This is a genomic window from Arthrobacter sp. Y3224055 (assembly GCF_059090825.1).
This window is the reverse complement of sequence record NZ_JBNHGB010000003.1, coordinates 385,205-409,029: the sequence shown is the minus strand read 5'-3', so window position 1 is coordinate 409,029 and position 23,825 is coordinate 385,205. Positions and strand designations below refer to the sequence as shown.

The 23,825-nt window shown below is 67.7% G+C and carries 21 protein-coding genes and 3 tRNA genes; 4 read left to right on the top strand and 20 right to left on the bottom strand.

Annotation, left to right across the window (positions count from 1 at the left end; all coding sequences use genetic code 11):
* Window position 1 precedes the first annotated feature (1 nt).
* From AC5RTY_RS10040 to coaD, 3 genes are all read right to left on the bottom strand, one after another.
* Window positions 2–565, bottom strand: coding sequence for a YceD family protein (locus AC5RTY_RS10040; RefSeq protein WP_494012331.1), 564 nt, complete (start codon window positions 563–565; stop codon window positions 2–4).
* Window positions 566–684: 119 nt separating this feature from the next.
* Entirely contained in the window at window positions 685–1,617 is a 933-nt protein-coding gene (gene galU / locus AC5RTY_RS10035) for a UTP--glucose-1-phosphate uridylyltransferase GalU (RefSeq protein WP_494012332.1), read from the bottom strand.
* Window positions 1,618–1,675: 58 nt separating this feature from the next.
* Window positions 1,676–2,158 carry a pantetheine-phosphate adenylyltransferase gene (gene coaD, locus AC5RTY_RS10030; RefSeq protein WP_493999999.1) on the bottom strand — a complete coding sequence of 161 codons (483 nt, stop codon included), beginning with the start codon at window positions 2,156–2,158 and terminating at the stop codon, window positions 1,676–1,678.
* Between the two features lie 63 nt (window positions 2,159–2,221).
* Between coaD and AC5RTY_RS10025 the strand changes: the two genes are divergently transcribed.
* A complete protein-coding gene (locus AC5RTY_RS10025; RefSeq protein WP_494012333.1) occupies window positions 2,222–3,463 on the top strand; it encodes an aminotransferase class I/II-fold pyridoxal phosphate-dependent enzyme in 1,242 nt (413 codons plus the stop codon).
* A gap of 3 nt (window positions 3,464–3,466) precedes the next feature.
* Window positions 3,467–4,237, top strand: coding sequence for a spermidine synthase (locus tag AC5RTY_RS10020; protein WP_494012334.1), 771 nt, complete (start codon window positions 3,467–3,469; stop codon window positions 4,235–4,237).
* On the opposite strand, the gene rsmD is transcribed toward AC5RTY_RS10020, so the two are convergent.
* From rsmD to AC5RTY_RS10000, 4 genes are all read right to left on the bottom strand, one after another.
* Complete coding sequence (rsmD, locus tag AC5RTY_RS10015) at window positions 4,220–4,810, bottom strand: 16S rRNA (guanine(966)-N(2))-methyltransferase RsmD (RefSeq protein WP_494012335.1); 591 nt, start codon at window positions 4,808–4,810, stop codon at window positions 4,220–4,222. The genes AC5RTY_RS10020 and rsmD overlap by 18 nt on opposite strands.
* Before the next feature lie 3 nt (window positions 4,811–4,813).
* Window positions 4,814–7,009 carry an ATP-dependent DNA helicase RecG gene (locus tag AC5RTY_RS10010; protein ID WP_494012336.1) on the bottom strand — a complete coding sequence of 732 codons (2,196 nt, stop codon included), beginning with the start codon at window positions 7,007–7,009 and terminating at the stop codon, window positions 4,814–4,816.
* Window positions 6,999–7,937, bottom strand: a complete 939-nt coding sequence (locus tag AC5RTY_RS10005; RefSeq protein ID WP_494001269.1) for a DAK2 domain-containing protein — start codon at window positions 7,935–7,937, stop codon at window positions 6,999–7,001. Before AC5RTY_RS10005 ends, AC5RTY_RS10010 begins: the two co-directional genes overlap by 11 nt.
* Before the next feature lie 148 nt (window positions 7,938–8,085).
* Entirely contained in the window at window positions 8,086–9,129 is a 1,044-nt protein-coding gene (locus AC5RTY_RS10000; RefSeq protein ID WP_494022895.1) for an LCP family protein, read from the bottom strand.
* 125 nt (window positions 9,130–9,254) lie between these two features.
* Between AC5RTY_RS10000 and AC5RTY_RS09995 the strand changes: the two genes are divergently transcribed.
* Window positions 9,255–9,734: a DUF3515 domain-containing protein gene (locus AC5RTY_RS09995; RefSeq protein ID WP_494000005.1), complete on the top strand. Its 480-nt coding sequence runs from the start codon at window positions 9,255–9,257 to the stop codon at window positions 9,732–9,734.
* 36 nt (window positions 9,735–9,770) lie between these two features.
* On the opposite strand, the gene AC5RTY_RS09990 is transcribed toward AC5RTY_RS09995, so the two are convergent.
* The 6 genes from AC5RTY_RS09990 to leuC all read right to left on the bottom strand — a co-directional run bounded on the left by AC5RTY_RS09990 (window position 9,771) and on the right by leuC (window position 16,364).
* Complete coding sequence (locus tag AC5RTY_RS09990; protein WP_494001270.1) at window positions 9,771–10,907, bottom strand: D-alanine--D-alanine ligase family protein; 1,137 nt, start codon at window positions 10,905–10,907, stop codon at window positions 9,771–9,773.
* A gap of 11 nt (window positions 10,908–10,918) precedes the next feature.
* The gene (locus AC5RTY_RS09985) at window positions 10,919–11,953 is read right to left on the bottom strand and encodes an NAD(P)H-dependent glycerol-3-phosphate dehydrogenase (protein WP_494022893.1); all 1,035 of its coding nucleotides are present in this window, start codon (window positions 11,951–11,953) and stop codon (window positions 10,919–10,921) included.
* Entirely contained in the window at window positions 11,950–12,735 is a 786-nt protein-coding gene (locus AC5RTY_RS09980; RefSeq protein ID WP_494022892.1) for a lysophospholipid acyltransferase family protein, read from the bottom strand. Before AC5RTY_RS09980 ends, AC5RTY_RS09985 begins: the two co-directional genes overlap by 4 nt.
* Window positions 12,736–12,741: 6 nt before the next feature.
* Window positions 12,742–14,058: a UDP-N-acetylglucosamine 1-carboxyvinyltransferase gene (gene murA, locus AC5RTY_RS09975; protein ID WP_494000008.1), complete on the bottom strand. Its 1,317-nt coding sequence runs from the start codon at window positions 14,056–14,058 to the stop codon at window positions 12,742–12,744.
* Window positions 14,059–14,282: 224 nt separating this feature from the next.
* Window positions 14,283–14,882, bottom strand: a complete 600-nt coding sequence (leuD, locus tag AC5RTY_RS09970) for a 3-isopropylmalate dehydratase small subunit (RefSeq protein ID WP_494101515.1) — start codon at window positions 14,880–14,882, stop codon at window positions 14,283–14,285.
* Window positions 14,883–14,897: 15 nt separating this feature from the next.
* Complete coding sequence (gene leuC / locus AC5RTY_RS09965; protein ID WP_493986902.1) at window positions 14,898–16,364, bottom strand: 3-isopropylmalate dehydratase large subunit; 1,467 nt, start codon at window positions 16,362–16,364, stop codon at window positions 14,898–14,900.
* Between the two features lie 148 nt (window positions 16,365–16,512).
* On the opposite strand from leuC, the gene AC5RTY_RS09960 reads away from it, so the two are divergent.
* On the top strand, window positions 16,513–17,232 hold the full coding sequence (locus AC5RTY_RS09960; RefSeq protein WP_493977303.1) for an IclR family transcriptional regulator: 720 nt from the start codon (window positions 16,513–16,515) through the stop codon (window positions 17,230–17,232).
* Window positions 17,233–17,239: 7 nt separating this feature from the next.
* On the opposite strand, the gene AC5RTY_RS09955 is transcribed toward AC5RTY_RS09960, so the two are convergent.
* The 7 genes from AC5RTY_RS09955 to gltX all read right to left on the bottom strand — a co-directional run bounded on the left by AC5RTY_RS09955 (window position 17,240) and on the right by gltX (window position 23,769).
* Complete coding sequence (locus tag AC5RTY_RS09955) at window positions 17,240–18,274, bottom strand: thiamine-phosphate kinase (RefSeq protein ID WP_494109357.1); 1,035 nt, start codon at window positions 18,272–18,274, stop codon at window positions 17,240–17,242.
* 23 nt (window positions 18,275–18,297) lie between these two features.
* Window positions 18,298–19,908, bottom strand: a complete 1,611-nt coding sequence (locus tag AC5RTY_RS09950) for a GTPase (protein ID WP_494101486.1) — start codon at window positions 19,906–19,908, stop codon at window positions 18,298–18,300.
* Complete coding sequence (locus AC5RTY_RS09945; protein ID WP_494073776.1) at window positions 19,905–21,695, bottom strand: dynamin family protein; 1,791 nt, start codon at window positions 21,693–21,695, stop codon at window positions 19,905–19,907. Before AC5RTY_RS09945 ends, AC5RTY_RS09950 begins: the two co-directional genes overlap by 4 nt.
* Window positions 21,696–21,794: 99 nt before the next feature.
* Window positions 21,795–21,870: transfer RNA gene (locus AC5RTY_RS09940), tRNA-Glu, on the bottom strand.
* Between the two features lie 49 nt (window positions 21,871–21,919).
* Window positions 21,920–21,992: transfer RNA gene (locus AC5RTY_RS09935), tRNA-Glu, on the bottom strand.
* A 63-nt stretch (window positions 21,993–22,055) separates the two neighbouring features.
* A tRNA-Gln gene (locus tag AC5RTY_RS09930) sits at window positions 22,056–22,127 on the bottom strand.
* 142 nt (window positions 22,128–22,269) lie between these two features.
* Complete coding sequence (gene gltX, locus AC5RTY_RS09925; protein WP_494073775.1) at window positions 22,270–23,769, bottom strand: glutamate--tRNA ligase; 1,500 nt, start codon at window positions 23,767–23,769, stop codon at window positions 22,270–22,272.
* Window positions 23,770–23,825 lie beyond the last annotated feature (56 nt).

Sequence of the window (23,825 nt, the reverse complement as noted above, 5' to 3'; positions counted from 1 at the left end):
GCTAACTCTCTTCTCTCTCGTCTGACTCTTTACTTTCGGGCGCCTCGTCGGCGGCCGTACCGGCCAACCCGGCAAGGGCTGCCCAGCGAGGATCCACGACCTCATGGTGGTGACCCGGATCCTCTTCAAGGCGCATCCCGCATTCCGGGCACAAGCCTTGGCAGTCTTCCCGGCACACCGGCTGGAACGGCAGGGCGGTCACCACTGCGTCCCGCAGCGCCGGTTCGAGATCGATCAGATCGCGCTCAACCCGCCGCTGTTCGTCCTGTTCTTCTTCCTCGAGGAGTTCAGCTTCCTCGTAGTAGAAGAGTTCCTGCACATTGACGTCGAGGTCGTACGCGATGGGATCCAGGCAACGCCCGCACTCGCCCGTGACTGCCACGGAAACGGTGCCGGAAACCAGGATTCCCTCGTGCACGGCCTCAAGCTTCAGGTCCAGCTCCATGTCGGAGCCTTCCTGAACGCCAATGAGTGCTGCCCCGAAATCCTTCGGCGCAGCGATACGTTCTTCAAGAGTCCGCATGGTGCCCGGGCTGCGCCCGAGGTCCTTGACCGCAAGGGTCAAGGCCGAACTTTGATCATGGTTCAAGACCACAGTACTGAGAACTCCTAAAGAACATACGACCGACGTATCATCTTAGCCCGGATCTCCCGCGGGCCCAAACCGGCGGCGCTGCGGGGGTGTCAGTCCCGTCCGGCGGGCTCCAACGGCCTCTCGGCCTGGATCTGTGATGCCAGGTCGACGATCCAGGAACGCAGCTCGGGTCCCAGGTCCTCGCGCTCCGTGGCCAGGGAGACGACGGCCTTGAGATAGCTGAGCTTGTCGCCGGTGTCGTAGCGGCGCCCCTTGAAGACCACGGCATAAACACCGCCGCCGGCCTCCTCGGAGCCGGCCAGCACCTGCAGCGCGTCCGTCAGCTGTATTTCTCCGCCGCGGCCCGGCGGGGTCTCCTCCAGGACGTCGAAGACCGCGGGGTGCAGGACATAACGTCCGATCACGGCCAGGTTCGACGGCGCCTCGGCGGCGTCGGGCTTCTCCACCAGGCCGTTCACCTTCACGTGCGCCGCGCCGTCGATGCGGCTGATGTCCGCGCACCCGTAGGCGCTGATCGCTTCCGGATCGACCTCCATCAGGGCAATGACGGAGCCGCCGGTCGCCTGCTGGACCGCGATCATCTCCGTGAGCAGTTCGTCGCGCTCGTCGATCAGGTCATCGCCCAGCAAGACGGCGAAGGGCTCGTTGCCCACATGCTGCCTGGCGCAGAGAACGGCGTGGCCGAGCCCCTTGGGGTCGCCCTGGCGCAGGTAGTGAATGTCGGCCAGCTGGGAAGATTCCCGGACCGCGGCCAGCTTGTCGGCGTCGCCCTTGTCCTCCAGGGTTTGCTCGATAAACGGGACCCGGTCGAAGTGGTCCTCCAGGGAACGCTTGTTGCGCCCGGTGATCATCAGCACGTCGTCCAGGCCGGCGCGCGTCGCTTCTTCGACGACATATTGGATGGCCGGCTTGTCGACGACGGGCAGCATTTCCTTCGGCATGGCCTTGGTGGCCGGCAGGAACCTGGTCCCCAGCCCGGCGGCGGGCAGAACGGCTTTTCGTACGGATTGAGCTTGAGGCATGGTCAAACGTTAGCAAACGCGGGCTCCGCCGCAACCGCCGGAAGCGATCCGGGCCGGGCTACCGGGGCTGCTCCGCGGCGCGGAAACCGGCGAGTACGGCCTTCGGCACGAACTCCGAGATGTCCCCGCCCAGCGAGGCAATCTCCTTGATCAAGGTCGACGACAGGTGCGTGTAGCTGCTCTCCGCGGCGAGGAAAACCGTCTCGATGCCGGCCAGATGCCGGTTCATGTGGGCCATCGGCAGCTCGTAGTGGTAGTCCTGCGACGAGCGCAGGCCCTTGACGATGACGCCGGCGCCGTGGCTGCGGCAGTATTCGGCCAGCAGGCCTTCACCCATCGCTTCAACGCTCACGCCGCGGAGGTAGGAGAGCGTCTCGCGGGCCATGGTCAGCCGCTCGTCCAGGCTGAAACGGTATTTCTTGGCATAGTTTGTCGAGACGGCGACGATGACCTCGTCGTACATGCTGGCGGCACGGGCAATGATTTCCACGTGGCCTTTGTGGAGCGGGTCATAGGATCCTGGGCAGACGGCACGGCGCATAGAGTCGAATCTAGTCGATCCGGGCGGGCGGTGCACCACGCTTCGGTGGTAATACTGGGAGTCATGAGCACAGCTATGCGGCAACTCGTTCACGGCCGGCGGGCCGGCGTTCCGGCGCCGTGGCAGCGGACCGCGGCCGGATCGAACCTCCTCGGCGACGACGGAGGCCTCGGCCTCACCATTTTCGAGGAGATGACGACCCTTGCCGCGCGGACCGGCGCCATCAATCTGGGGCAGGGGTTTCCCGACGAGGACGGCCCGGCGGAAATCGCCGCCGCCGCCATTGACGCCATCCGCGGCGGAGCCAACCAGTATGCGCCGGGCAAGGGAACACTCACGCTGCGCAGCGCCGTTGCCGCCCACCAGCAGCGGTTCTACGGCCTGTCACCGGACCCGGAAACCGAGATCATCGTCACGACCGGAGCGACCGAGGCGCTGGCAGCGACGTTGTTGGCCCTGAGCGGACCGGGCGACGACGTGCTGACGTTCGAGCCCTTCTATGACGCGTACGGGGCGATCATCGGCCTGGCCGGAGCCCGGCACACCACGGCCCCGCTCCTCGCCCCCGATTTCCAGCCGGACCTCGACTCACTCGAAGCGGCCTTTTCGGAGCGCACCCGCATCGTCCTGGTCAACAACCCGCACAATCCGATGGGCAGCGTTTTCTCCCGCGAGGCCCTGTTGCGCATCGTCGAGCTGGCTGAGCGCTACGACGCGCTGATCGTCACCGACGAGGTCTACGAGCATCTGACCTTCGATGCACCCCACATCCCCATCGCCACCCTGCCGGGAGCCGCCGAGCGGACGCTCACCATTTCGTCGGCCGGCAAGACGTTTTCGTTCACCGGTTGGAAGGTCGGCTGGCTCTCCGGCCCGGCGGACCTCGTAGCAGCCGTCCGCACGGTCAAGCAATTCCTCACGTACAGCTCGGGCGCACCGTTCCAGGATGCGGTGGCGGCGGGGCTGGGGCTGCCGGACTCGTTCTACGGCGGGATCGCCGCCGGCCTGAAGGCCAAGCGGGACCTGCTCAGCGACGGATTGCGGCAGGCCGGCTTCGATGTCTTCACGCCGCAGGGCACCTACTTCGTCAACGTGGACACGGCACCGCTGGGTATCACCGACGCACTCGACCTGGCCCGCCGGATGCCCGGGCTGATCGGCGTGGCCGCCATCCCGGTGCCGGTCTTCTGCCACCCCGACGGCGCCGAGCGGACCCGCTCGCTGCTGCGCTTCGCGTTCTGCAAGCGGACCGAGGTCCTGCAGGACGCCGCGCAACGCCTCGCCTCCCTGCCGGACAGGATCTGAGCCGTGGCCGAACGCTACCTGCGCGGCACCGGCCTCCACGCCGGCATCGACAAGGACGACCGGGTACCGGGATCCTACGTCCTGAGCATTGGCGGCGCCGAGCAATCGCACGTCAACCTGCGTCATCCCGGCGACGTGTTCTACGAATACCTGCGCCGGATCGCCAACGTCGTCGACCTGGCGGGCCCGGCAGGGGTCCCGCTGCGTTGCCTCCACCTGGGCGCCGGCGCCCTGACGCTGGCCCGGTACGTGCAGGCCACCCGGCCCGGTTCCCGGCAGGTCGCCGTCGAGCTGGAGCGGGAGCTGCTGGACTTCGTCCTCGAGCACCTTCCCATGCCCGACGGCACGGACCTGACGGTCCACTTCGGCGATGCCCGGCATGAACTGGCCTTCGGGGACATCGAGGGCACCTTCGATGTGATCGTGCTGGATGTTTTCGCCGGCGACGACGCCCCGGAGCACCTGACCACGGCGGACTTCTACGCGGAGATGCTGGAGGCTTTGGAACCGGACGGGGTGCTGCTGGTCAACGTCGGAGACGACCCGCCGCTGGCGTTCGCCAAGCGGCAGATCGCCGAGCTCGCGTCCGTCGCCGGTTCGGTGGCGGCGTTGGGCGAGGCCGGCATGTTCGGCAGCCGGAGGGCGGGCAACATCGTCCTGGCCGCCCGCGGCGGTTTGTGGCCGCCGGAATGGTCGGCCGCCCTGCTGGCGGCGGGCCCGCACCCGGCGGCGGTCCTCAGCGGCCCGGAGCTCGATTCATTCGCCCGCAGCTGACTGGTCCACGGCGGGTTCGGCGAACCAGAGACGCGTCTCGCCGTACTTCCGGACGGCGAACCGGACGAGGCCTTCGGGCCATTCCGGTTCGGGTGACCGCGAAGAGCGTTCGACGACGACGACGGCGCCGTCGGCGAGGAATCCGGACAAGGAGGCGAGGATGCCGGCGAGCGCGTCCTCGGCCAGCGGGTACGGCGGGTCCATCAGCACCAGGTCCCAATGGTGTCCCGGCGGAAGGTCCTTGAGGAACCGTTCCGCCTTCATCCGGTGCACCGTGGCCGTCTTCCGGCCCAGTTTGCCGTTAACCAGCTCGGCGTTGCGGCGGCAGACCCCCGCGGCTTTGTCGGCCGCTTCGACCAGGTCCACCGTGGCGGCGCCGCGGCTGGCGGTCTCGACTCCCAGAGCCCCGGAGCCGGCGAAAAGGTCGAGTACCCGGGCGCCGGCCACGACATCGTAGGACTCCAGCCGGGAAAACAACGCCTCCTTGACCCGGTCCGTCGTCGGCCGGGTGTTCTCCCCGGGCACGCTGGCCAGGGCCAGTCCCCCGGCCACGCCGGCCACGATGCGGCTCACCGGTTACCCGCGCTCAAGGAAGGCCTCCCGCTCGGGGTTCAGGTACAGCTCGATGGCGGCCGCCAGCTCGGGATACCGGGCCAGGGTAGAGTCCCGCTGCAGGATGGCCGTGGCGTCTTCCCGGGCACGGGCGATAACGGCCTCGTCCTTGATCACGCGCAGCAGCCTCAGGGTGGATTTGCCGCCGGACTGGGACGCCCCGAGGATGTCGCCTTCGCGACGCAGCTGGAGGTCTGCCTGCGAGAGTTCAAACCCGTCGGTGGTCGCGGCTACGGCCTGCAGCCGCTCGCGGCTGGGGTGCCCGGGCTCCAGCTGCGTGACCAGCAGACAGGTGCCGGGGAGCCCGCCGCGGCCCACCCGTCCGCGGAGCTGGTGGAGCTGCGAAATGCCGAAGCGGTCGGCGTCCAGGATCACCATCATGGTGGCGTTGTGCACGTCGACGCCGACCTCGATGACCGTGGTGGACACCAGGATGTCCAACGTTCCGTCGTTGAACGCCGCCATGGCAGCGGCCTTCTGCTCCGGCTCCATCCGGCCGTGCAGCATGCCGATCCGGATTCCGTCCAGGACCGGCAGCCCGCCCAGGTACTCGACCAGGGCGGCCACCGATGCCATGGGCCGCTGTTGCTCCGGCTGCCCTGACAGCTCGTCCGGCGGATCGGCCTCTTCGAGCTCGTCATCCCCGATCTTGGGGCACACGACGTAGACCTGCCGGCCGGCGGCGACCTCCTCCCGGGCCCGTTCCCAGATCCGGTCCTCCCAGGCAGGATGTTCCTGGAGGGCCACCACGTGGGTGGTGATCGGAGCGCGGCCCGCGGGCAGCTCCGTCAGCACGGACGTTTCCAGGTCCCCGAAGACGGTCATCGCCACCGTCCGGGGAATGGGCGTGGCAGTCATGACCAGCAGGTGCGGTGGCGTGGCCGAGCGGCTCCGGAGGCGATCGCGCTGTTCCACGCCGAAGCGGTGCTGTTCGTCCACCACCACGAGGCCGAGGTCAAAAAACTGCACCGTGTCGGACAGCAGGGCATGCGTGCCGACGACGATGCCCGCCTCGCCTGCCGCCACATCGAGCAAGGCCCTGCGTTTGGCCGTTCCGGTCATCGAGCCGGTCAGCAGCACGACTTTAGTGCCGTCGGGGTCGCCGCCCAACATGCCGCCCTGCGCCAACGGGCCAAGCGTCCGGGTGATCGATGCGAAATGCTGGCCCGCCAGGACCTCGGTCGGCGCGAGCAGGACGGCCTGGCCGCCCGAGTCGACCACTTGCAGCATGGCCCGAAGGGCAACCAGGGTCTTCCCCGACCCGACTTCCCCCTGCAGCAACCGGTTCATGGGTGAATCTCCGGCCAGCTCCGCCGCGATCGTCGCGCCGACCTCGCGCTGTCCCGCGGTCAGGTCGAAGGGCAGGCGGGCGTCGAACTTGTCGGCAATACCGCCCTTCCGGCCCGGGCGTGCGGTCGCCTGTTCGGCCGCGGCGATGGCCCGCTTCCGCCCGAGGGCCGCCTGCAGGACCAGCGCTTCCTGATAGCGGAAGCGGTCGCGGGCCGCGCTGGCGGCTTCCATCGTCGAGGGCCGGTGGATCTGTTCGTAGGCCTCAGCCAGTGAGAGCATTCCGTCCCGTACGGCGATGTCGGTCGGGATGGGGTCCCCCAGGCGCCCGAAGTCCACGGCATCGAGCAACAGGTCAACGGCCGCCTTGATGCGCCAGCTGCCCAGTTTTGCCGTCGCCGAATACATGGGCACCGGGCGCAGGGCCTCCTCGGCGTCGAAGTCGAAGGCGTCTTCGAGCAACTGGTAGTCGGGGTTGGTCAAGGTAAGGTTTCCGCGGTAGGACGTCACCTTGCCGGAGAACATGGCGATGGTCCCCGGCCGCAGTTCCCGTTCAGCCTGATAGCCGTTGAAGAAGGTGAGGCTGATGTCCGAGGAATTGTCGGTCACGACGACCTCGGTCAGCGAACCGCGGCGGGCCCGCATCTTGCGTGAACTGGAGCTCAGCACCCGGGCCACCAGGGTTGCGTCCTGGTCGATCGGCAGCTCGGCGATCATGGTCAGTTCTCCGCGCTTCATGTATCGCCGCGGGAAGTAGTTGAGCAGTTCCCCGGTCACCGTCATGCCCAGGTGCTTTTCGAGTGCCGAGGCCGAGCGCTTGCCGAGCCGCCGCTCCAGCGGGACGCTCAGCTCGTCGGCTGGGTCAACCGCCATGGTTTTGCTCCGGCGGGCCGGCCAGCTCCGTCATGCTGACGTTCATCGGTTCACCCAGCTCCCGGATAACCTCCAGTGCCGCGTCGCCGTCCGGCACGTGCGCGTGGACGCGCCAACGGTACCCGCCCTCGATTTCTGTCACGGCGCTCATGATGACCGAGTCGCCCAGTTCGTCCAGTTTCAGGCGCAGCGTCGCGGCGTCGAGGGGGCTGAGGTTGACGGTGCACATGACCTCGACACCTTCGTGCACGTGGTCCAGGTGCAGGTGCGGATCCTGCACGTTGTAGCCGTGCAGGCCGTCCAGCAGTTCCGGCTGCAGTTCCACGCCCAGGGCGCTGGCCCGCAGGGTGTCCATGATGAGCAGGAACCCGACGGCGCCGGCGTCGACGATGTGCGCCGATTCAAGTGCCCCGAGCTGTGTCTCGGTCCTGACGACCGCGGCCACCGCCTCTTCCACGACCGATTCCAGCGTTGCCGCCAGGCCGTGGTTGCTGTCGTCGCCGTTCTTCGCCGCATGTACCGCCGATGCCGCCCGCGAGACCGACGCGATGACGGAGAGCATGGTGCCCTCCACGGGCTCGCTCAACGCGGACCAGCACCTGATTTCGGCACGCTGGAGGGCCGCGGCCAGCAGCGGCCCCGTCAACCGGGTCGTGCCCCGCAAGGGTTCGGCCAGGGCGGCCAGGAAAACGGACAGCAGGGTGCCCGAGTTCCCGCGCGCTTCTTCCATCGCCGCCTGGCCTGCTCCGGCCAGGAGTTCGCCGATGTCCGCCGTCCGGTTTTCGGCGGCCGACTTCGCCGCCGCCCGGACGGTCAGATAGAGGTTGGTCCCCGTGTCGCCGTCGGCCACCGGGAAGATGTTGATGGCGTTCAGGCGGTCGCTGTGGTTGCCGAGGACGACCTCGGCCCTGGACAGCCAGCGGCGCAGCGCTTCGGCATTGGCAGCAATTTTCGTCTGCAAAGGGGTCCCATCTGCATGCGCCGGCGATGCCCGCCAACGATCGATCTCAGTCCTCCGGCGTTACCTGAGCCTACCGCAGCCGGCTCCGCTCACCGGCATACGGCCGCGTCGCGGCTCACTCGAGATCCGCAGTACTCAGATATTCGCCGAGGCTGTCGTTCTGCAGCGCGTCGGCTATCTCGGCGATGGCCGCCTCGTCCGGCACGACGATCGACTGGCCGTCCGCGGAAGTGCCGGTGCCCAGGGTCGGAAGGGTGAACATCTGAACGTCGCTTGACCGTACATCCCGAAGCGAGACGCCCAGGGAGCCTGCGGTCATGGCGTCGAATTCGCTGTCAACGCTCACGAACGGGGAAAATTCGTCGACTACCTCGTTAATGCGCACGGGGTTTGTCAGTGTCTCGGCCGTCAGGAACTCGGACATCAGAGCCTTGACGAAGAGCTGTTGGTTGCGCACGCGCTGATAGTCGCCGTCGCTGAAGGCCTTGCGCTCGCGCACGAAGGACAGGGCAGACTCGCCGTCCAGAGTCTGGGTGCCCGCAGGGAAGAACTCGCCGGTCGACCCGGTTGCCGAGAAGGCCGCCGGATTGTTGATCTCCACCCCGCCCAAGGCGTCGGTCAGTTCCTTGAACCCCGAGAAGTCGATGATGGCGACGTGGTCGACGCGGGTCTCAAACAGCCCTTCGATGGTTTCGACGACAAGCGGTACCCCGCCGAACGCCATGGCGGCGTTGATCTTGTGCTCGCCCTGGCCCGGTATGTCCACCCAGGTGTCGCGCATGATCGACATGACGTAGACGTTCTCCCGATTCTCCGGGATGTGCATCAGCATCATGGTGTCGGAGCGGCTGCCGTCCGAGACCTCGGTCAGATTCTGCGTACCCGTGGCGCGGCTGTCGGAGCCCATCAGAAGAATGTTGACCGTCTTGTCGTTCGGGTCCTTCTCGGCCCGATTGTCCGGGAAGGCCGATTCGATCGTTTGGGACTTGCTGTTGAAGGAGTTGGCCAAGTTGAACAAGTAGCCACCTCCGACGATTGCAGCGACGACAACGATGCCCACGAGGGTGAAGAAGATGGTGCGGATGGGATCTTTCTTCCGCTGGCGGCGCTGCCGCCGCGGGCGGTATTCGTTGTCGTGGTCAGCAGTCAATGGGGTCACTTCCTAGGGGTGAGGCTACCTAAAAGGATAAACCCCGCGGCCGTCTCCTCACCGCAGGGCCGGTCTGGCGTGGCTGCGGTCACTGTCGCTCCGGCGGGCCGCGATGGTCGGGATACGCTGGCTGTATGACCCGCGCCTTCCCCCGACGCCGCCGTTTTGCCGTCCTTTTGTCGCTAGGAGCCCTGGGCAGCCTCACGGCGTGTTCGCCTGTTGTCGACGTTGACGCCGCTCCGGACGCGGCAAACCCCGGATGCGCCCCGATGATGGTCATCCTCCCCCAGTACGTCGCCGATTTCCCGCGCCGTGAAACGAGCAGCCAGGCGACCGCCGCCTGGGGGGACCCTTCCCAGGTCATCCTGCGGTGCGGTGTGCCGGTTCCCGGCCCGACGACGGACCAATGCGTCTCGGTCGACGGCGTCGACTGGGTACTGCGCGAAGGCGAGAACGGCTACTGGACGGCCACGACCTACGGGCGCACCCCGGCCACGGAACTGCTGTTCAAGCCCGATGACGTGGCAGAGAGCTCCGTGTTGATGGACATCTCGGCGGCGGCGTCGGAGATCCCGCAGGAACGCGAATGCCTGAGCATTTCCGACGTCCTGTAGGCGGCACGGCCGGCGACACCGCGCTGGCCGGCATGGTCAGCGGAGGCCGGTCTTGCGGTTGAGGGCCAGGTACAGCAGCTCGTCGATCAACTCGGTGTAAGGCAGTCCGGATTTCGCCCACATCTGCGGATACATGCTGATCGGCGTAAACCCGGGCATGGTGTTGATCTCATTGATAATGAGCTCGCCGTCCGGCGTGTAGAAGAAGTCGACCCGGGAGAGTCCCTCTCCCCCGAGCGCGTCGAACGCCTGTGCGGCGAGTTCGCGCACTCTTTCCGTGGCGTCGGCGGGCAAATCCGCCGGGCAGCTGAGGGCGGCGGCCGTACCGTCCAGGTATTTCGCTTCGAAATCGTAAAACTGATGCTCGCCGGGCTGGACGGCGATTTCCCCGGGCAGGCTGGTGCGCGTCGGTTCTGTTCCCCTGCCCTGCAGCACCGCTACTTCAATCTCGCGGCCGATGATGCCGGCTTCGACAACCACCTTGGGATCGTGTTCGCGGGCGGCCTCCACGGCGTCGCGCAGGCCGCCCGGCTCGGCCACCCGGGTGATTCCCATGGAGGAGCCCGCACGGGCCGGCTTGACGAAGACCGGGAACTGGAGCGTGCCCAGACGTTCGAGCACCGCGTCCGGGTCCTGCTGCCACTGACGGTCGGTGATGACCTGGTAGGGACCGACGTGGAGGCCGGCCGATTCGAAGACCACCTTCATATAGTGCTTGTCCATGCCGACGGCAGAGGCCAGTACGCCGGCGCCGACGTAGCGGACGTCGGCCATCTCCAGCAACCCCTGAAGCGTTCCGTCCTCGCCGAACGGCCCGTGCAGCAGCGGCAGCACCACGTCGACGTTGCCCAGGCTCTGCGGAACCTGCGCGGCCGGCGCGACCATGAGTTCCGGCGTGTCCCGCCTGCTGGCCAGCACGACGGGTTCGGCGGACGTACTGATCTCCGGCATTTTCCCCGAGGCGAGCGACCACTGGGCCGGATCATCGGCGACCTGGACCCACTGGCCGTTGCGCGCAATTCCGATGGGAACGACGTCGTACTTGTCCTTGTCGATGGCCCCGAGAACCCCGGCCGCGGTGACGCAGCTGACGGAATGTTCGCTGGACCGCCCGCCGAAAAGGACGGCAACGCGGGGTTTGCGGCCCGGCGACGGGGCGTTCGCGGCGGGAATGGTCTCGTCGTTCACTGGAGTTCACCTTCGGATTTGAGTTCACGGGTCAACAGGCGTGGCGCCAGCGCCTCTACGGAAACCTGCCCCTCCAGGACGGCAACCACTGCCTCGGTAATCGGCATGTCGACGCCCACCTTGGTGGCCAGATCCAGCACGGCGCGGCCGGACTTGATGCCTTCGGCCGTTTGGGTCATTCGTTCCGTCACCTGGTCCAGGGTCAGGCCTTCGCCCAAGAGCCGTCCGGCTGTGTGGTTGCGCGACAGCGGCGACGCGCAGGTGGCGACCAGGTCGCCGAGCCCGGCCAGCCCGGCCATCGTCTGGACCTCTCCCCCGAGGGCAAGGGTGAGCCTGGTGGTCTCGGCCAGTCCGCGGGTGATGACCGTCGCCTTGGTGTTGTCTCCCATGCCCTTGCCGTCGCAGATTCCCACGCACAGGGCAATGATGTTCTTCACGATGCCGCCGATCTCCACCCCCGTGACGTCCGAGTTCGTGTACGGACGGAAATAGCTGGCGGTGCACAACCGCGCAATCCACTGCGCGGTGTCGTCGTCCGTGCAGGCCACCACCGAGGCGGTCGGTTCCTTGCGCGCAATCTCGAGCGCCAGGTTGGGACCGGAAATGACGGCCACGTGGGAGTCTGACAGGCCGAGCTCTTCCTTGATGACTTCGCTCATGCGCGCATCGGTCCCGCGCTCCAGCCCCTTCATGAGCGAGACGACCACTGCCTCCGGATCGAGCAGGGGCTTCCAGGACGCCAGCTGCGGCCGGAGGGTCTGGGCGGGAACAGCGAGCACCACCAGCGGCGCGCCGCGGAGGACTTCGGCGACGTCCTCCGAAGCGACGATGTTCTCCGGCAGCGCGATGTCCCGGAGGTACTTCGCATTCCGGTGCCGGGAATTGATTTCCTCCGCCACTTCGGCGCGCCGGGCCCAGAGCCTGACCTCGACCTCGGGGTGGGCGTCCGCGACGACCTTGGCAAAGGTAGTGCCCCAGCTTCCTGCTCCCAGAACGGCGATGTTGGCAGGCAGGTCGGGGCGTGCTGTCACAACTTCTCCTCGGGCGGTAGCTCTTCTGTATGCACCGGTTCGCCGGAACCAAAGTCCCGGCCCATGGCGCTTTGACCGTGAGCAGAAGGATCCCAGCGGACGGCGGGCGCTGCCTCGCCGCGTACTTCGGCCAGCAGCGCCGTGATGCTGTCCATAATCCTATTCGTTGCGGCCTCGAGAACGGTCCTGGTGATCGGCAAGCCGCTGAATTCGCTCAGGTCCACCGGCGGTCCGGCCGTGACGTGTGCCGTCTTGCGCGGAAAAAGGCTGGGCCTTTTCGCGTAACGGGGCAACAGCTCGTTGGCACCCCAGTGCGCCACCGGAATGACCGGTGCGCCGGTCTGCAGCGCGAGCCTTGCCGCCCCGGTGCGCCCGCGCATCGGCCACAGGGCCGGGTCCCGGGTCAGCGTCCCCTCCGGGTAGATGATCACGGCCCCGCCTTCGTCGAGCACCTCCCGTGAGACGTCAAGGGAACGGTTTGCGCCCGAACTGCTCCGCTCCACCGGTATCTGCCGGGCCGCCGTCAACAGTTGCCCGACCACCGGGATCTTGAACAGCGAGGCCTTCGCCAGGAAGTGCGGAAGGGCGCCCTGGTTGTAGACGTAATGGCCGACCACGAGCGGATCGATTTCGGTGTTGTGATTCGGACAGACGATGAATCCCCGGTCCTTGGGGAAATTCTCCGTTCCCGTCCAGTTGCGCCGGAGGACCAGGTTCAGGACTGGCCGGACAACGCCGGCGAGGACACCAATGACCACCCGCTCTTTGGAGTCTGCTCCCATGTCCGCCTACTCGACGTCGAAGTCCGCGCCGAGGCCCTCCAGCTTTGACTGGAAGCGTTCGTAGCCACGGTTGATGAGTTCGATGCCGGTCACGCGGGAGGTTCCGGCCGCCGCCAACGCGGCGATCAGGTGGCTGAAGCCGCCGCGGAGGTCGGGGATGTCTATCTCCGCCCCGGAGAGCTGTGTGGGTCCGGAAATCACGGCGGAATGCAGGAAATTCCGCTGCCCGAAGCGGCACGGAATGCTGCCGAGGCATTCGCGGTGCACCTGGATGTTAGCACCCATCCGAATCAGCGCCTCGGTGAATCCGAACCGGTTCTCGTACACGGTCTCGTGCACGATCGAGACGCCTTCGGCTTGCGTCAGGGCGACGACGAGGGGCTGCTGCCAATCCGTCATGAAGCCCGGGTGCACGTCGGTCTCGAGCACCAGCGGCGACAGGCTGCCGCCCGGGTGGTAGAAGCGGATGCCGTCGTCGTCGATGTCGAACGCCCCGCCGATCTTGCGGTAGGTGTTCAGGAAGGCGGTGAGGTCGCCCTGATGGGCACCTTCGACGTAAATGTCTCCCTGCGTCACGAGCGCCGCGGATGCCCAGGACGCGGCCTCGTTGCGGTCGGGCAGCGCGCGATGGTTGAAGCCGGACAGTTCGGTGACGCCTTCGATACGGATCACACGGTCGGTCTGGACCGTGATGATGGCACCCATCTTCTGCAGCACGGCGATCAGGTCCATGATCTCCGGCTCGATGGCGGCGCCGCTCAATTCCGTGATGCCCTCGGCGCGGGTTGCCGTCAGGAGAACCTGCTCGGTGGCGCCCACGCTGGGATACGGCAGCGTGAGTTTCGCGCCCTTCAGTCCCCTGGGTGCGGAGATGGCTATGCCACCGGGCCGCTTGTCCACGATCGCGCCGAACTGCCGCAGCACGTCGAGATGGTAGTCAATGGGCCGGTCGCCGATCCGGCAGCCGCCCAGGTCGGGGATGAAGGCCTCGCCGATCGCGTGGATCAGGGGCCCGCAGAAAAGGATCGGAATGCGGGAATCGCCGGCGTGGGCGTCGATGTCCTTCATGTGGGCCGTCTTGACCTTGGTGGGGTCAAGCGTCAGGTCACCCGTCACCGCGTCCTTGGACACCTCGACGCCGTGCAGGCGGAGCAGGCTCGTGACGATCTCCACGTCCCTGATTTCGGGCACATTCCGCAGGACCGAGGCATTGCTGCCGAGCAAGGACGCGACCATCGCTTTGGGAACCAGGTTCTTGGCGCCGCGGACGGATACCTTCCCCGCCAACGGAACGCCACCACGAATGGTCAAAACACTTGCCATGAATACCTGTTTCCTCAAGCTAGTTTAGCGCCGAACTGCGCCAGGGCCTCAGCTAAGCATATTGGCAATCCGTGACCACTCTGAAATAAACGTGCAGCGAGTCCGGCGCTTTCCGTCCCGCCGGCCGGTGCCTTGCATGAGGCAGTCGCAGGTGCAAATCGGCGCCGCCGACGGAGCCGGAACGGCTCCCTCGACGGCGCCGATTCGCGCCAGGGCGCGTGTCCTCAGACTTTTGCCGGGAGGGTCGTCGGCTTCCAGGACGGGCGGGTGGCCTCGTAGGTGGTGATTTCCGCCTCATGCTTCAGGGTCAGCCCGATATCGTCCAGGCCTTCGAGCAGCCGCCAGCGGGTGTAGTCGTCGATCTCGAACGGCGCAGTGATGGTTCCGCAGGTGACGGTCTTCGACTCCAGGTCCACCGTGATTTCGGTGCCCGGGTGGTTCTCCAGTTCCTTCCAGATCAGCTCGATGTCATCCTGGCCGACCTCGGCGGCCAACAGCCCCTGCTTGCCGGAGTTCCCGCGGAAGATGTCGGCGAACCGGGAGGAGAGGACGACACGGAACCCGTAGTCCTTCAACGCCCAGACCGCGTGTTCGCGCGAGGAACCGGTCCCGAAATCCGGGCCGGCCACGAGAACGGACCCGCGGCTGAACGGCTCCTGGTTGAGGATAAAGTCCTCGTGCTTGCGCCAGGCTGCGAACAGGGCATCTTCGAAGCCTGTCCGGGTGATCCGCTTGAGGTACACCGCCGGGATGATCTGGTCGGTGTCCACGTTGGACTGCCGCAGCGGGACCCCGATGCCGGTATGGGTGGTGAACTTCTCCATGATTCTTCAGGCTCCTTAGGCGGCAGGCCGCGAGACGGCGTCGTTGTTGACCGGGTCCAGGTCCGAGGGCGAACTCAGCGTGCCCCTGACTGCGGTGGCGGCCGCCACTACCGGCGATACCAGGTGCGTCCGCCCGCCCTTGCCCTGCCGGCCCTCGAAGTTCCGGTTGGACGTGGACGCGCAGCGCTCGCCCGGGGCCAGCTGGTCCGGGTTCATGCCCAGGCACATGGAGCAGCCGGCGAACCGCCACTCGGCGCCGAACTCCTTGAACACCTTGTCCAGGCCTTCGGCCTCTGCTTCCAGGCGGACACGGGCAGACCCGGGCACCACCATCATGCGCACGTTCGGCGCCTTGGCCCGGCCGCGGATGATGTCCGCCGCGATGCGCAGGTCCTCGATCCGGCTGTTGGTGCAGGAGCCCAGGAAGACGGTGTCGACCGGGATGTCCTTCATGCGGGTGCCGGCTTCGAGACCCATGTAGGCCAGCGCACGTTCCGCGGCTGCCTTGGCGTTCTCGTCGGCGAAGTCGTCGGGCGACGGCACGGCTTCCGACAGGGAAACGCCCTGTCCGGGGTTGGTCCCCCACGTGACGAACGGCTCCAGCGTATCGGCGTCCAGGAAGACCTCGGCGTCGAACACCGCGTCGTCGTCGGTACGCAGGGTCTGCCAATTTTCGACGGCGGCGTCCCAGTCGGCGCCCTCCGGGGCGTGCGGCCGGCCCTTGAGGTAGTCGAAGGTGGTCTGGTCCGGCGCGACCATGCCGGCGCGGGCGCCCGCCTCGATGGACATGTTGCAGATGGTCATCCGGGCTTCCATGCTCAGGGCCCGGATGGCGGAGCCACGGTACTCCAGCACGTAGCCCTGGCCGCCGCCGGTGCCGATCTTGGCGATGACCGCCAGGATGATGTCCTTGGCGGTGACGCCGGGGCGCAGCGTGCCCTCGACGTTGATGGCCATCGTCTTGAACGGCTTCAGCGACAGCGTCTGGGTCGCCATGACGTGCTCAACTTCGGAGGTCCCGATGCCGAATGCCAGGGCACCGAAGGCACCGTGGGTGGAGGTATGCGAGTCGCCGCACACCACCGTCATGCCGGGCTGGGTGAGTCCCAACTGGGGACCCACCACGTGCACGATCCCCTGCTCGGCGTCCCCGAGCGAGTGCAGCCGGACCCCGAATTCACGGCAGTTGGTGCGCAGCGTCTCGATCTGGGTGCGGCTGGTCGGGTCGGCGATCGGCTTGTCGATATCCAGCGTGGGGGTGTTGTGGTCCTCGGTCGCGATGGTCAGGTCCGGGCGGCGCAGCCCGCGCCCCGCCAGGCGCAGGCCCTCGAAGGCCTGCGGCGACGTGACCTCGTGTACCAGGTGAAGGTCGATGTAGAGGAGGTCGGGCTGGCGCGCCGCGCCTTCACCGTCGCCGTGGCGCACCACGTGTGCATCCCAGACTTTTTCGGCGAGCGTCTTGCCCGCAGTGTTACCGGCCATGGCCAGATCTCCTCCATCAATACCAACGCAGGCTTTTTCTCCCGCCGGGAGGCCCGCACCAAGTGTGTGCTTTAACTCTTCCAGCGCGGCTGCCCGCCCGCCAGTCAATCGACTTGCATCTCACATATTGAGATGCGAATATCAGCTTATGGACAATCCTAGCGGTGTCGGCGTCATCGACAAGGCGGCCATGGTGCTGGACACCTTGGAGGCCGGACCCACGTCCCTGGCCCAACTGGTGGCCGCCACCGGCCTGGCCCGGCCCACCGTCCACCGGCTCGCTTTGGCGCTGGTCCACCACCGGCTGGTCAGCCGGGACATGCAGGGCAGGTTCGTCCTGGGCAGCAGGCTGGTCGAATTGGCCGCGGCCGCCGGCGAAGACCGGCTCATAGCCGCCGCCGGCCCGGTGCTCATGAACCTCCGCGATGCCACGGGTGAGAGCGCCCAGGTCTTCCGCCGGCAGGGCGATTCGCGGGTATGCGTCGCCTCGGCCGAGCGGCCGATCGGATTGCGGGACACCATTCCGGTGGGGACACAGCTCTCGATGAAGGCCGGCTCCGCCGCCCAGGTGCTGTTGGCCTGGGAAGACCACGAGAGGCTGCTTGAAGGACTCCATGGGGCGCGTTTCACCCCGACGGTCCTCGCCGGCGTCCGCCGCCGCGGCTGGGGCCAGAGCCTGGGCGAACGCGAACCCGGCGTGGCGTCGGTTTCCGCCCCGGTCCGCGGTCCGTCCGGGCGGGTCATCGCCGCGGTTTCCATTTCCGGGCCGATCGAGCGGCTCACGCGGCAACCCGGCCGGCTGCATGCCGAGGTGGTCTGCAACGCGGCCGCCCAACTGACCGAAGCCCTGCGAAAGACCAACGACTAGCAGCGCTTCAGCCCCTGAAATGGTCCCATCCCCGAACCTGGACGGGGACGCCGTCGAGGGTCACCGTATCCTTCCCGCCGCCGACCACTCCGATGGCGGCGAACCCCGCCGGCAGGGTTTGTGCTGCTGGGAAGGTACACAGCAGGCCATGGTCTTCGCCGCCGCCGAGGACCCAGTCGCTGGGCTCCGCCCCCACCAGGGCCGCTGCCTCGTCCAAGGGTGCGGCAAAGTGCCGCAACTGCGCCGACGCAAGGTTTACCGCGACACTGCTGGCGCGGGCCAACCGCGCCGCATCACGGAGCAGGCCATCCGAGATGTCCATCATGGCGGTCGCGCCACATTCGGCCGCAGCGGGGCCGGCGCTCAGCGGAGGCACCGGCCGGGACTGGATTCCGGCGAGCTCCTGCAGCGGAGCCGGGGCCCCGTCGTCGAAAACCGGGCTTTCGAGCAGCGCCAGTCCGGCCGCCGCGCGCCCCAGCGTGCCGGCCACCGCGACGGTGTCGCCGGGACGCGCGCCGCTGCGCAGGACCGGGCTGCGGCCTTCGAGGTCCCCGGTAACGGCAGCCGTGACCACGATCGACTCGCCGCGGCCAAGATCACCGCCCACGACGGAGCACCGGCCCGCCCCCAGTTTCCGCAGGGCATCGGCCACGCCGTCGGCCAGGCTCTCGACCCATGCCACCGGCGTCGCACCGGGCAGGGTCAGGCTGATGACCAGTGACGTCGGCACGGCTCCCATGGCATTGATGTCCGAGAGGTTCTGCGCGACGGATTTCCATCCGACGTCGTAGCCCGTCGTCCGGTACCCGGAGGGCCACTCAAGCCGGAAGTCCTGGTCCTGGACCAATGTGTCGATCGAGATGACGGTGCGGGCATCGGGTGCCTCGATCACGGCAGCGTCATCGCCCGGCCCGACCGGGACGCGGGCGGGGCCGAGGCGCGGGAAAATCCTTTCCAGAAGCGAGCCTTCGTCCAGATCGTTGACAGTCAGTTCAGCGGCCAATCTTTTGCGTTCTCCTTGTATCTCGTCTGCCGGGTCCATGGCCCCGCGCCTCCCCCGGGACGTCATTCGCCGGACGCCCTCAGCACTGCCTGCCTGAATGCCCGGTGCCGGGCCACCGCTTCTTCGACCGGCCGTGCCACCCGCTCTTCCGCGACCCGCGCAACAGCGTCCCGGAGCCGCCGCCGCGCATTTGCGGCCCGGGCACGGGCCACGAACCGCGCGATCACGCCCGATGCCAGCGCCAGCACCACCCCGGCGAGGATCCCGGCGGCCAGCAACAAGGTCGGCACCGGGAAGCCTTCGACCGTTGGTGTCTCAGGGACCGCAAACTGCAGGTAGCCCAGCGCGGCGATGCCAAGGAGCCAGAGCCCTCCGGCCAAGGCGGCTGCGAGGGCGAGCCACTGGAGCAGGCCGAAAACCGGCCACCACCACGAGGCACGGTCGGAGCGCAGGTCCGTGCCCACCAGGGCCTGGTCCAAGTCGTCCGGAAGCGTTTCCTCCGCGGATCGTGCCGCCCGGCGGATGGCCGCGCGCCAGGGGGCGGCGGCGCCTTCACCGGCGCGGTCGGCGAACTGACGGATGGCCTTGTCGGCCTGCGCCCGCTGGGCGGGGCCCGGGGCCGGCATGGACGAGCGGTTCAGCAGCGGATTAACGTCCTTGCGGTCGAGGTTGAGCCGCTTGAGCGGGTCGCGGCGCAGCTTTCCGAGCCAGCGGACCGCCGGCCATCCGGTCCGGGCATGCGCCCGCCACCGGTAGGAGGCCCCCACGGCGTCGCTGATCGCTTCCACGCCTGCCGCCTGCGCCAACTGCTCGGCCAACGTGTTCCTGGCCGCCTTGCTGACGCCTGCCGGCTCCGCCCCGGGTTCAACGGCCAGGCCCTGGGCCGCCTTCCTGACGTCGGCGAGCAGCCGCTCGGCCGCGGCCTGCCGCTTGTCGGCAAAGGCCGTGATGGCTGCCGTCAGCTCGGCAAGGCCGGTCCCCGTCGTCGCGGAGACGGGGTAGACATCCACCCGGGCGAGCCCGTCCCGCAGCAAAATCTCCCTCAGCGACCCCAGGACCGGTTGCAGCTGTCCCTCGGCCAGCCGGTCCACCTGGTTCAGCACCACCAGCGTCACGGCATCGTGCGAGGCCAACGGGCGCAAAAATCCCTGGTGCACGGCGGCATCGGCGTACTTCTGCGGATCCAGCACCCAGACCAGTACGTCGACCTGGCCGGCGAACCGTTGCACGATGGCGCGATGCTCGACGGCGGTGGAATCAAAGTCCGGCAGGTCCAGCAGGATCAGGCCGCCGTGCCCGGCGAACGATCCGTCGTCCACCACGTGCCGGTTGGCTACCTGCAGCCAGTCCAGCAGCGGTTCGCTGCCGGCCGTTCCCCAAATTCCCGCCATTGCTTCGGACGTGGTGGGGCGGCGTGCCGCCACGGTGGCGTGGCGGGTGCCGGATACGGCGTTGAAGAGGGAGGACTTTCCGCTGCCGGTCGCACCGAAAAAGCCAACCACGGTGTGCTCGGCGGACAGGGAGCGGCGGGTGCTGGCCCGTTCCAGGACTTCGGTGACGGGTGCGAGTTCCGCTTCCGGCAGCACCCCGGCGGCGAGCTCGGCGGCCGTGTTCAAGGCATCCAGCCGTGTCTGCAGCAGGGAGGTCTCGGGCTGGCCCCGGTGGCGGCTCAATCCGGGGCTCCCGTGTCCGTCTTTGCCCCCAGCGCGTGCAGCCGCCCTTCCAGTGCGCGCATGGTCCCTGCGTCCTCCACCTCAGGGATCCGCGCCAGGAAGCGCTCCGCTTCGGCGCGCATGAGCCTGCGCGTTCGCTCCTGCAGTTCGGCGCGGGCCTTGCGCGCCAGCCTGCGTACGGCGTCCTCGCCGAAGACCGCTTCCAGCAGCTTCTGGCCCACCACGGCCGTTCCGCCCGCCACGCCGATTTCCAAGCCGGTCAGCCCTCCGGTGGCCGCGAATATCACCACCATCAGCGCTACCCCGAGGCCGTTGACTCCGAAGGAGAGCATGCGCGCGGTGAAGCGCTTGCTCTCACCCTCGCTGCGGATCAGGTCCAGCAGGTCTGCCTGCCACGCCCGGATTTCGCGGGCTACCTCGTCCGCAAAGCCCGCGCTGGGAGTCGACAGATCTTCGCGTCCGAGCAGGCCCTGCCCGGCCGGGTCTGTCCGCCAGCGCGCGTCGGCCTCCTCCGCGCCGGCGGCCGCCGCCTCGACGACGACGGCCTGCAGCCCGGACTCGATGGCTTCTTCGACTTCGACGGAGGGAGCGGGTTTGCCGGAAAAGAACGCGCCAATCCGGTCCCGCAGCAGGCCTATGCCGCTCTCGATACCCCGGAAGAATTCTCCGGTGCCGACAAAGTCCTGCCAGCGCGCCAACACCTCGCCCCGGAGGAGCGTTCCGTCCTCCGTGGCCGAGAGAGCCCGCGTGGTCGCCGCCTCGTAGGCGTCTTCCACGACCTTTCGCAGCCGCTGGCCGGCGGCATGCTGGTCGTTCGCGGCATCGGCGACCGAGCCGACCGTCGCGGCCAGTGAGCGCACTGCCCCGCCGAGGGTGCGCCGGGCGATGTCTGCGCGGCCGGAGGCGTCGGCGGCGAGTTCCTGGAGCCACTCCCGGAGGGGATCGACGGCGCCGGCCGGGAGCATGCCCCGTTCGTCCAGCCGGGACTCGAGGATGACAAACAGGCGGGCCGCGGCGAGACCCTGCCGCTGCAGCAGACCGGCAAGGTCGGCGCGGACTTCACGCTCAACTTCTTCCGGCACCCGGTCCAGGACGATCGCCACTTCGATGTCCCGCTGTGCGGCGTCCAGGAGCAGCGCCCACGGCACGGCGTCGGCGTACCGGTTGGCGGTGGTAACGAAAATCCACAGGTCGGCGGCGGCCAGCAGTTGTCCCGCCAGCCGCCGGTTCTCGTCGGCAATCGAATCGATATCCGGTGCATCGAGCAGCGCTATGCCCGCGGGAATGCTGTTGTGGGCGAGCAACACCAGCGAGGTTCCGGCAGGTTCGCCGGCCGGTTCCGGATTGTGGGCCTGCCTGTCGGCGGTGGCCGGCGCCGGCGTTCCGGTGATTCGGCTGAGGCCGGGCAGGATCCGCCGATCCGAAAACCATGCCGCGTCGCCCGGATGATGCAGCAGGACGGGTTGGCGTGTGGTGGGCCGGATCGCTCCGGCACGGGTGGCCGGAAAGCCCGCCACCGCGTTCACAAGCGTCGATTTCCCGGCGCCGGTGGATCCCCCCACGACGGCCAGCAGCGGGGCTTCCAGCGTGCGGTAGCGGGGCAGAATGTAGTCGTTCAACTGGGCAATGGCGGCGGCGACGGCTCCGCGGGCTGCGGCGGCACCGGGAACGTTTAGCGGCAACTGGACCGCTTCAAGCGCGCCCCGGCTTTGTTCCAGGAGCACGACGGCGTCCGCCGCTCCCCTGTCCTGGCCCTCGGGCAACCTGCTTGTCACGGTTCCTATCATGCCAGCAGGAGCCGCCAACCCTGCCACGGCGGGCCGTAGGCCTGGTTCTTCGGGGCATACAAAAAGCCGGTCCCAGACGGGATGTCCGGGACCGGCTGTTGGTGACCCCAGCGGGATTCGAACCCGCGTTACCGCCGTGAGAGGGCGGCGTACTAGGCCGCTATACGATGGGGCCGCATAGCTTGCACAGTTGAAGGCCTGCACTGCCTTGCCCTTGCGGACCGTGACCCCAGCGGGATTCGAACCCGCGTTACCGCCGTGAGAGGGCGGCGTACTAGGCCGCTATACGATGGGGCCGTAGGTTTGCGCGGAGTTTTCGCTCCACACAATCCAGTCCCCGCCGGAGCGGAGACTGTAGCGCTGGGATACCAGGACTCGAACCTAGAATGACGGTACCAGAAACCGTTGTGTTGCCAATTACACCATATCCCACTGGCACTTTCGGAGCCGGTGGAAACGGGCTTTTACCCATTCCCTGGCGCCTCAGCACGAGTAATTACTTTACCGGATGCCTGCTCGAAAGTGCAAAACGAGCAACGCGCGGCAGCCGGGCCGCGCGTCGCCCGGGGCGCGCTCAGCCGCGGAAGGCCTTGATCCGCGCCAGGGAGGAGTCCTTGCCCAGGATCACCATGGACTCGAAAAGCGGCGGCGAAATCCGACGCCCGGAGACCGCGGTGCGCACCGGCCCGAAGGCCAGCCGCGGCTTCAGCCCCAGGCCCTCGACCAGGGCCGACCGCAGGGCCGCCTGGATGTTCTCTGCCGTCCACTCCTCGAGCGGCTCCAGCGCGGCCAGCGCGGCGTCCAGGGCTTCCGCCAGGTTCTCGGGCAGGCCCTTGCGCGCGTCGTCGGCGACCTCGATCTCGTCGTCGTTCTTGAAGAGGAACGCCACCATCTCCGGCGCCTCCCCCAGCAGGGTGATGCGCTCCTGGATCAGCGGCGCGGCGTCGGCCAGGATCATCTGCTCGCGTTCCGTCAGCGACTCCCCGACCAGGCCGGCATGCTGCAGGTAAGGGATCAGCCGGAGCTTGAAGTCGCCGGGTTCAAGCAGGCGCACATGGGTCCCGTTGATGGCCTCGGCCTTCTTCAGGTCGAAGCGCGCCGGGTTCGCCAGCACATCGTGGATGTCGAAGGCCTCCACCATCTGGTCGATGGTGAAGATGTCCTCGTCGGCGGACAGCGACCAGCCCAGCAGCGAGAGGTAGTTGAGCAGGCCCTCCCGGATGAAACCGCGCTCCCGGTGCAGGAACAGGTTGGACTCGGGATCGCGCTTGGAAAGCTTCTTGTTGCCCTGGCCCATCACGTACGGGAGATGGCCGAACAACGGCATGTAGCGGGCCACGCCGATGTCCACCAGGGCCCGGTAGAGCGCGATCTGGCGAGGAGTCGAAGACAGCAGGTCCTCGCCGCGCAGAACGTGGGTGATGCCCATCAGTGCGTCGTCCACGGGGTTAACCAAGGTGTAGAGCGGCTTGCCGTTGGCGCGGACGACGGCGAAGTCCGGCACGCTGCCGGCCTTGAAGGTGATCTCCCCGCGCACCAGGTCCGTGAAGGTGATGTCCTCGTCCGGCATCCGCACGCGCAACACCGGTTCGCGTCCCTCGGCCTTGAACGCGGCAATCTGGTCCTGTGTCAGGTCCCGGTCAAAGTTGTCGTAGCCCAGCTTGACGTCGCGGCCGGCGGCCTTGTGCCGGGCCTCGACTTCTTCCGGGGTGGAATAGGACTCGTAGAGGTGGCCGGCCTCCTTCAGCTTCGCGATGACGTCCCGGTAGATGTCGCCGCGCTGGGACTGGCGGTACGGCTCATGCGGCCCGCCGACCTCCACGCCCTCGTCCCACGTGATGCCCAGCCACTTCAGCGCTTCCAGCAGCTGCTGATAGCTTTCCTCGCTGTCGCGGGCGGCGTCCGTGTCCTCGATCCGGAACACCATGGTGCCGCCCGTGTGCCGGGCGTAGGCCCAGTTGAACAGGGCGGTGCGGATCAGTCCGACGTGCGGCGTGCCCGTGGGAGACGGGCAGAAGCGCACACGGACGGGAGTTTCGTCGTCAACAGTGGGGATGGCAGCAGCAGTAGTCATGATGTGCTCCAGTTTAGTCTGCCAAGCCGCTGCCGCTGGCCGGGCCGGAGGCCCGG

Excerpts from the sequence above, each read along its gene's own strand:
- galU (WP_494012332.1), bottom strand. The coding sequence starts at position 1,617 with ATGCCTCAAGCTCAATCCGTACGAAAAGCCGTTCTGCCCGCCGCCGGG.
- coaD (WP_493999999.1), bottom strand. The coding sequence starts at position 2,158 with ATGCGCCGTGCCGTCTGCCCAGGATCCTATGACCCGCTCCACAAAGGC.
- AC5RTY_RS10025 (WP_494012333.1), top strand. The coding sequence starts at position 2,222 with ATGAGCACAGCTATGCGGCAACTCGTTCACGGCCGGCGGGCCGGCGTT.
- AC5RTY_RS10010 (WP_494012336.1), bottom strand. The coding sequence starts at position 7,009 with ATGGCGGTTGACCCAGCCGACGAGCTGAGCGTCCCGCTGGAGCGGCGG.
- AC5RTY_RS09995 (WP_494000005.1), top strand. The coding sequence starts at position 9,255 with ATGACCCGCGCCTTCCCCCGACGCCGCCGTTTTGCCGTCCTTTTGTCG.
- AC5RTY_RS09980 (WP_494022892.1), bottom strand. The coding sequence starts at position 12,735 with ATGGGAGCAGACTCCAAAGAGCGGGTGGTCATTGGTGTCCTCGCCGGC.
- murA (WP_494000008.1), bottom strand. The coding sequence starts at position 14,058 with ATGGCAAGTGTTTTGACCATTCGTGGTGGCGTTCCGTTGGCGGGGAAG.
- leuD (WP_494101515.1), bottom strand. The coding sequence starts at position 14,882 with ATGGAGAAGTTCACCACCCATACCGGCATCGGGGTCCCGCTGCGGCAG.
- leuC (WP_493986902.1), bottom strand. The coding sequence starts at position 16,364 with ATGGCCGGTAACACTGCGGGCAAGACGCTCGCCGAAAAAGTCTGGGAT.
- AC5RTY_RS09960 (WP_493977303.1), top strand. The coding sequence starts at position 16,513 with ATGGACAATCCTAGCGGTGTCGGCGTCATCGACAAGGCGGCCATGGTG.
- AC5RTY_RS09955 (WP_494109357.1), bottom strand. The coding sequence starts at position 18,274 with ATGGACCCGGCAGACGAGATACAAGGAGAACGCAAAAGATTGGCCGCT.
- AC5RTY_RS09945 (WP_494073776.1), bottom strand. The coding sequence starts at position 21,695 with ATGATAGGAACCGTGACAAGCAGGTTGCCCGAGGGCCAGGACAGGGGA.
- gltX (WP_494073775.1), bottom strand. The coding sequence starts at position 23,769 with ATGACTACTGCTGCTGCCATCCCCACTGTTGACGACGAAACTCCCGTC.